The 6663-nt window shown below is 74.7% G+C and carries 5 protein-coding genes; 3 read left to right on the forward strand and 2 right to left on the reverse strand.

What is annotated here, in order from left to right; genetic code table 11:
* The first annotated feature begins 74 nt into the window (after positions 1-74).
* The 3 genes from G6556_RS16035 (at position 75) to G6556_RS20025 (ending at position 5131) form a co-directional block, all read left to right on the forward strand.
* Positions 75-1808, forward strand: coding sequence for an ABC transporter ATP-binding protein (locus G6556_RS16035; RefSeq protein WP_166943678.1), 1734 nt, complete (start codon positions 75-77; stop codon positions 1806-1808).
* Positions 1809-1831: 23 nt separating this feature from the next.
* Complete coding sequence (locus G6556_RS16040) at positions 1832-3769, forward strand: ABC transporter ATP-binding protein (RefSeq protein ID WP_277344783.1); 1938 nt, start codon at positions 1832-1834, stop codon at positions 3767-3769.
* Between the two features lie 99 nt (positions 3770-3868).
* On the forward strand, positions 3869-5131 hold the full coding sequence (locus tag G6556_RS20025; RefSeq protein WP_166943681.1) for an MFS transporter: 1263 nt from the start codon (positions 3869-3871) through the stop codon (positions 5129-5131).
* 48 nt (positions 5132-5179) lie between these two features.
* Here the strand turns inward: G6556_RS20025 and G6556_RS16050 are convergent, their stop codons facing one another.
* Positions 5180-5821 carry an isochorismatase family protein gene (locus G6556_RS16050; RefSeq protein WP_166943684.1) on the reverse strand — a complete coding sequence of 214 codons (642 nt, stop codon included), beginning with the start codon at positions 5819-5821 and terminating at the stop codon, positions 5180-5182.
* A 62-nt stretch (positions 5822-5883) separates the two neighbouring features.
* A partial coding sequence (locus G6556_RS16055) for a putative protein N(5)-glutamine methyltransferase (protein WP_166943687.1) occupies positions 5884-6663 on the reverse strand: 780 nt, incomplete at its 5' end.

Genomic DNA, 6663 nt, shown 5'->3' on the forward strand with positions numbered 1-6663 from the left:
CACCCGTCCGCCCCGGCCGGCCACCGCCGCGGACGACCGTCCCACCCCGGCCCGCCGCCCCACCCGGGAGACCCATGCTGCTCCGCCTGCTCCGGGACTACCTGAGGCCCTACCGGCCCCAGGTGGTCGCCGTGCTGCTGCTCCAGCTCGCGCAGACCATCGCGACGCTGTACCTGCCCAGCCTGAACGCCGACATCATCGACAAGGGCGTCGCCGTGGGCGACACCGGCTACATCATGCGGATCGGCGGCCTGATGCTGGGTGTCAGCCTGCTCCAGGTCGCCTGCTCGATCGCCGCGGTGTACTTCGGGGCGAAGGTCGCGATGGCCTTCGGCCGGGACCTGCGCGAGGGGCTGTTCACCCGGGTGCAGGACTTCTCCGCCCAGGAGATGGGCCAGTTCGGCGCGCCGTCGCTCATCACCCGCACCACCAACGACGTGCAGCAGGTGCAGATGGTCGCGCTGCTGTCGTTCACGATCATGCTGATGGCCCCGATCATGCTGGTGGGCGGCGTGGTGCTCGCGCTCCAGGAGGACGTCGCGCTGTCCGGGCTGCTGCTGGTGGTCGTGCCGGTGCTCGGTGTCGTCGTCGGGCTGATCGTCAGCCGGATGGTGCCGTACTTCCGCACGATGCAGAAGCGGATCGACGCGATCAACCGGGTCATGCGGGAGCAGATCACCGGCCTGCGGGTCATCCGGGCGTTCGTGCGCGAGCGCCGGGAGGCCGCCCGGTTCGCGGAGGCCAACGACGCGCTGTTCGACACCTCGCTGCGGGTCGGCCGGCTGATGTCGCTGATGTTCCCCACGGTCATGCTCATCATGAACATCACGAGCGTCGGGGTGCTCTGGTTCGGCGCCGGCCGGATCGAGGCGGGCGACATGCAGATCGGCGCCCTGACCGCGTTCCTCAGCTACATCATGTACATCCTGATGGCGGTCATGATGTCGACGATGATGTTCGTGATGGTGCCGCGCGCCGTCGTCTCGTCGGAGCGCATCACGGCCGTCCTGGACACCGAGTCGTCGGTCGTCCCCGCCGCGGAGCCGGTCCGGCTGGAGCGCCCGCAGGGCCGCCTGGAGCTGCGCGGCGTCGAGTTCCGGTACCCGGGAGCCGAGCGGGCCGTGCTGCACGGCGTCGACCTGGTCGCCGAGCCCGGGCAGACCACCGCCGTCATCGGGTCGACGGGCTCGGGCAAGACCACGCTGGTGAACCTCGTGCCGCGGCTGTTCGACGCGACGGCCGGGACGGTCCGCGTCGACGGCGTTGACGTGCGCGACCTGGCGCCCGACGACCTGTGGTCGATGGTCGGCCTCGTACCGCAGCGGCCGTACCTGTTCAGCGGCACGGTCGCGTCGAACCTGCGGTACGGCAACCCGGACGCCACCGACGACGAGCTCTGGCGCGCGCTGGAGGTCGCGCAGGCGAGGGACTTCGTCGCCGAGATGCCCGGCGGCCTGGACGCGCCGATCGCGCAGGGCGGCACCAACGTGTCGGGCGGCCAGCGGCAGCGGCTCGCGATCGCGCGGGCCCTGGTCCGCAAGCCGGCGATCTACCTGTTCGACGACTCGTTCTCGGCGCTCGACTTCGCCACCGACGCCGCCCTGCGGGCCGCGCTGGTGCCGGAGACCCGGAGGTCGGCGGTCGTCGTCGTGGCCCAGCGGGTCGCGACGATCCGCGACGCCGACCGGATCGTGGTCCTCGACGAGGGCGCGGTCGTCGGCACCGGCACGCACGCGGAGCTCATGGCGTCGTGCACCACCTACCAGGAGATCGTGCTGTCCCAGCTGAGCGTGGAGGAGGCGGCGTGACCGCGCAGGAGACCCCGCGACGGATGCCCCGGCGCGGCATGGGCCCCGGACCCGGCATGGGGATGGGCATGCCCGGCGAGAAGTCGCTGGACTTCCGGGGTTCGCTCCGGCGGCTGGTGGGCGTGCTGCGCCCGGAGTGGCCGAAGCTCGCCGCGGTGCTGCTGCTCGGCGTCGTCTCGGTGGCGCTCGCCGTCACCGGCCCGAAGGTGCTCGGCAACGCCACCAACGTCATCTTCGACGGCGTCGTCGGGGCCCAGCTGCCGGCCGGCGCCACGAAGGAGCAGGCCATCGAGGGCCTGCGCGCCCAGGGCCAGGACCGGCTCGCCGACATGCTCGGCGGCATGGACGTGGTGCCCGGCCAGGGCATCGACTTCACCAGCCTGCGGAACCTGCTGCTCGCCGTCGTCGCGATCTACGTCGCGTCGGCGCTGTTCGGCTGGCTGCAGGGCTGGATCACCACCGGCGTCGTGCAGCGCGTGGTGTTCCAGCTGCGCGAGCAGGTCGAGGCGAAGCTCGGCCGGCTGCCGCTGAAGTACTTCGACGGGCAGCCGCGCGGCGAGGTGCTGAGCCGGGTGACGAACGACATCGACAACGTCGCCCAGACGCTGCAGCAGACGCTGTCCCAGCTGATCACCGCGGTGCTGACCGTCCTCGGCGTGCTCGGGATGATGTTCTGGATCTCGCCGCTGCTGGCGCTGGTCGCGCTGGTGACCATCCCGCTGTCCGTGCTGGTGACGACGGCGATCGCCAAGCGGTCCCAGCCGCAGTTCATCGGGCAGTGGACCTGGACCGGCAAGCTCAACGCCCACATCGAGGAGATGTACACCGGGCACGCGCTGGTCAAGGTGTTCGGCCGGCAGCGTCAGGCGGTGCAGGAGTTCCACGACCAGAACGCCGAGCTCTACGCCGCGTCGTTCAAGGCGCAGTTCATCTCCGGGATCATCCAGCCGGCGATGGGGTTCATCGCGAACCTCAACTACGTGATCGTCGCGGTCGTCGGCGGCCTGCGGGTCGCGTCGGGCACCCTGACGCTCGGCGACGTGCAGGCGTTCATCCAGTACTCGCGGCAGTTCACGCAGCCGATCACGCAGATCGCCTCGATGATGAACCTGCTCCAGTCCGGCGTCGCGTCGGCGGAGCGGGTGTTCGAGCTGCTCGACTCCGAGGAGCAGGAGCCCGACCCGGCCGTCCCGGCGCGGCTGCCGTCGCGGGTGCAGGGGCGCGTCGCGTTCCAGGACGTGTCGTTCCGGTACGTGCCGGAGACGCCGCTCATCGACGGTCTGTCCCTGGTCGCCGAGCCCGGGCAGACGGTCGCGATCGTCGGACCGACCGGCGCCGGCAAGACGACGCTGGTCAACCTGCTCATGCGGTTCTACGAGATCGACGGCGGGCGGATCACCCTCGACGGCGTCGACACCCGGGAGCTCACCCGGGACGACCTGCGCTCGCGGGTCGGCATGGTCCTGCAGGACACCTGGCTGTTCGGCGGCACGATCCGGGACAACATCGCGTACGGGGTCGAGGACGTGCCGGAGGACCGGCTCGTCGAGGCCGCGGTCGCCACGCACGTCGACCAGTTCGTGCGCGCGCTGCCGGACGGCTACGACACCGTGATCGACGACGAGGCCGCGAACCTGTCGGCGGGGGAGAAGCAGCTGCTGACCATCGCCCGTGCGTTCCTCGCCGACCCGGCCATCCTGGTGCTGGACGAGGCCACCTCGTCCGTCGACACCCGGACCGAGGTGCTCGTGCAGCAGGCGATGAACGCCTTGCGCTCGGGCCGGACGTCGTTCGTGATCGCGCACCGGCTGTCGACCATCCGGGACGCGGACGTCATCCTCGTGATGGAGCACGGGTCGATCGTCGAGCAGGGGTCGCACGACGAGCTGCTCGCCGCCGGCGGCGCGTACGCCCGGCTGTACGCCAGCCAGTTCGCCGCCGCGGTGGCCGTGCAGGACTGAGGACGGCCGCGGCGCTCGCGGGCGCCGCCGTCGGCCGCGGGCCGGGGTCCCCCGGGGGTCCCGCCCTGCGGCGTGCGGCGCGCCGCTAGGGTCGGCGGCGTGACGACGCAGACCCCGGCACCGGCGCCGCGGCTCCACCGGGACCGGTTCACCCTCACCCTCGACGGCGTGTTCGTCACGTGGGGCTGGCTGCTCTACTCCTTCAACCCGAGCGTGCCGCTGCTCGCCGCCGAGCTGGGGGTGTCGAACGCCCAGGCGGGCCTGCACGGCACCGCGATGGCCGTCGGCGCGGTGCTGGCGGCGGCGATCACCCCGCGCGCGGTGCTGCGGTTCGGCCGGCGGTCGACGCTGGTCGTGGCCGCCGTGGTGATCGCGGCCGGGATCGTGCTGCTCACCACCGGGTGGGCGCTGCCGGTGACGCTCGCCGGGATGGGGGTCGTCGCGGTCGGCGGCAACGTCGCGATCAGCGCGGCGCAGGCCGGGCTGGCCGTGCACCACGGGCGCGTCGCGTCCGCCGCGGTCACCGAGGCCAACGGGATCGGGTCCGGCGTCGGGCTGCTGGGGCCGCTCGCCGTCGGGGCGTGCGTCGCGGCGGGCTGGGGCTGGCGGCCGGCGGTGGCGGTCACCGCGGGGATCGCGCTGGCGACCGCGGTGGCGGTGCGGCTGCTGCCCGAGGGCGGCGCGCTGGGGCGGCCCCGGCCGGAGGTCGCCGAGGACGGTGCGTCGGCGAGCCCGCGGGACCGCGGGGCGACGACCTCCGGGGGCGGGGCGGCCGTGGTCGCGTCGCGGTGGTTCCTCGTGACGATCGTCGCGGCGCTCGCGCTGGAGAACGCCACCACCTACTGGGCGACCGACCTGGTCCGGGACCGCACCGGCGCCGGGGCGGGCATCGCGACGGCCACGACCGCCGGGCTGGTCGCGGGGATGACGCTGATCCGGTTCGTCGTCGGGCCGCTGTCGCTGCGGGTGTCGCCGGCGCGGCTGCTCGCCGCGTCGTTCGGCGTGGCCGTCGCGGGGTGGGCGGTGCTGTGGACCGCGACGACCGCCCCGGTCGCGCTCGGCGGGCTGTTCCTGGCCGGGCTGGGCTACGGCGCGCAGTACCCGCTGGGGATCGCACTGCTGCTCGGCGCGTCCGGCGGCGCGACCGACCGGGCGCAGGCCCGGGCGACGGTCGCCGGCGGGCTCGCGATCGGGGTCGCGCCGTTCCTGCTCGGGGCGCTCGCGGACGCGGTCGGGTCGCACACCGCGTTCCTGGTCGTCCCGGCGCTCGCAGTCGCCGGCGGCCTGGGGGCGGTCGCCGGGGCGCGTGCGTGGCGCCGGGAGCGGCCGGGGGTGCCGATCGCGGCGGGGGACGCGGGCTGAGACGCGGGCCGTCGGCGCTGCCCGGCGGTGCGCGGACGGCGTCCGCGGTCAGCGCGCGTCGGAGGTGGTGAGCGTGATGCCGCGGGCCGCGAGCCGGGTGAGCGCGTCGATGGTGGTCCGCACGCCGACGCCCGCGGTGAGGTCGGTGAGCACCCGGACGTCGAACCCGGCGTCGAGCGCGTCGAGCGCCGTGGCCGTCACGCAGTGGTCGGTGGCGAGGCCGACGACGTCCACCCCGTCGACGTCCCGCTCCCGGAGCGCGTCCGCCAGCCCGGCGGGCGCGGCGTCGGCGAGCGCACCGGCCTCCGCGGCGGACTCGCCAGCGCCCCCGGGCGTGAGCACGCCCTCGAAACCCGAGTAGTCCTGCCGGCCCTGGCCCTTGCGCACGTGCACGGCGTCCGCCGGGAGCCGCAGCGCCGGGTGGTACGCCGCGCCGGCGGTGCCACGGACGCAGTGCTCGGGCCAGGTGGCGACGTAGTCCGGCTCCGCACCGACGGCGAAGTGGCCGGCGTTGTCGTCGGGGAGCGGCTCGTGCCAGTCGGCGGTCGCCACCACGACGTCGTACGCGTCGGCCGCCCGGTCCAGGAACGCGGTGACCTGCTCGGCGACGGCTCCGCCGCCCGCGACGGCCAGGGCGCCGCCCTCGCAGAAGTCGTTCTGCACGTCCACCACGATCAGCGCGCGAGCCACCGGGACCTCCTCCTCGCCGGGCACCGGGGTGCGCCCGCCGGACCCAGCCTAGGCGCGCGGCGCTACGCGTCGCGGCGGGTCGCGACGACCACGGTCCCGTCCAGGTCGTCGTCGTGGACCACCCGCACCGCAAGCCCCTGCCCCTCGCACGCGGCGGCGGTGGCGCCGGCCTGCCGGACGCTCGTCTCGATCAGCAGGTGCCCGCCGGGTGCGAGCCAGCGCGGGGCGGCCGCCGCGACCCGCCGGTGCAGGTCGACCCCGTCGGCGCCGCCGTCGAGCGCGACGCGCGGCTCGTGGTCCCGCGCCTCGGTCGGCATGTGCGCGATCTCGGCGGTCGGCACGTACGGCGCGTTGGCGACCAGCACGTCCACCCGGCCTTCGAGCGTCGCCGGCAGCGGCGCGTCCAGGTCGCCGAGCAGCACGGTGGATCCGGCGGGTCCGAGCGCGGCGACGTTCCGGCGGGCGCAGGACACGGCCACGGGGTCGAGGTCGACCGCCCAGAGCGCGACCCCCGGGTGCTCGGCGGCGATCGCGAGCCCCACCGCGCCGGTCCCGCAGCACAGGTCGACGACCACGCCCGCCCCGGCGGTCCCGGCGGTCAGCGCCTGCACCGCCTCCTGGACGAGCAACCCGGTGCGGGCCCGCGGCACGAACACGCCCGGCTCGACGCCGACCCGCAGCCCGCGGAACCCGGCCCACCCGACGACCTGCTCCAGCGGCTCGCCGGCCACCCGCCGCCCGGTCGACGCGGCCAGCGCGGCGGCGTCCGCGGCCTCGGCGACGAGCAGCGCCGCCTCGTCCTCGGCGAACACGCACCCGGCGGCGCGGAGCCGGGCGACGAG

The organism is Cellulomonas sp. IC4_254, from assembly GCF_011603975.1.
Taxonomy (GTDB): Bacteria; Actinomycetota; Actinomycetes; order Actinomycetales; family Cellulomonadaceae; genus Cellulomonas.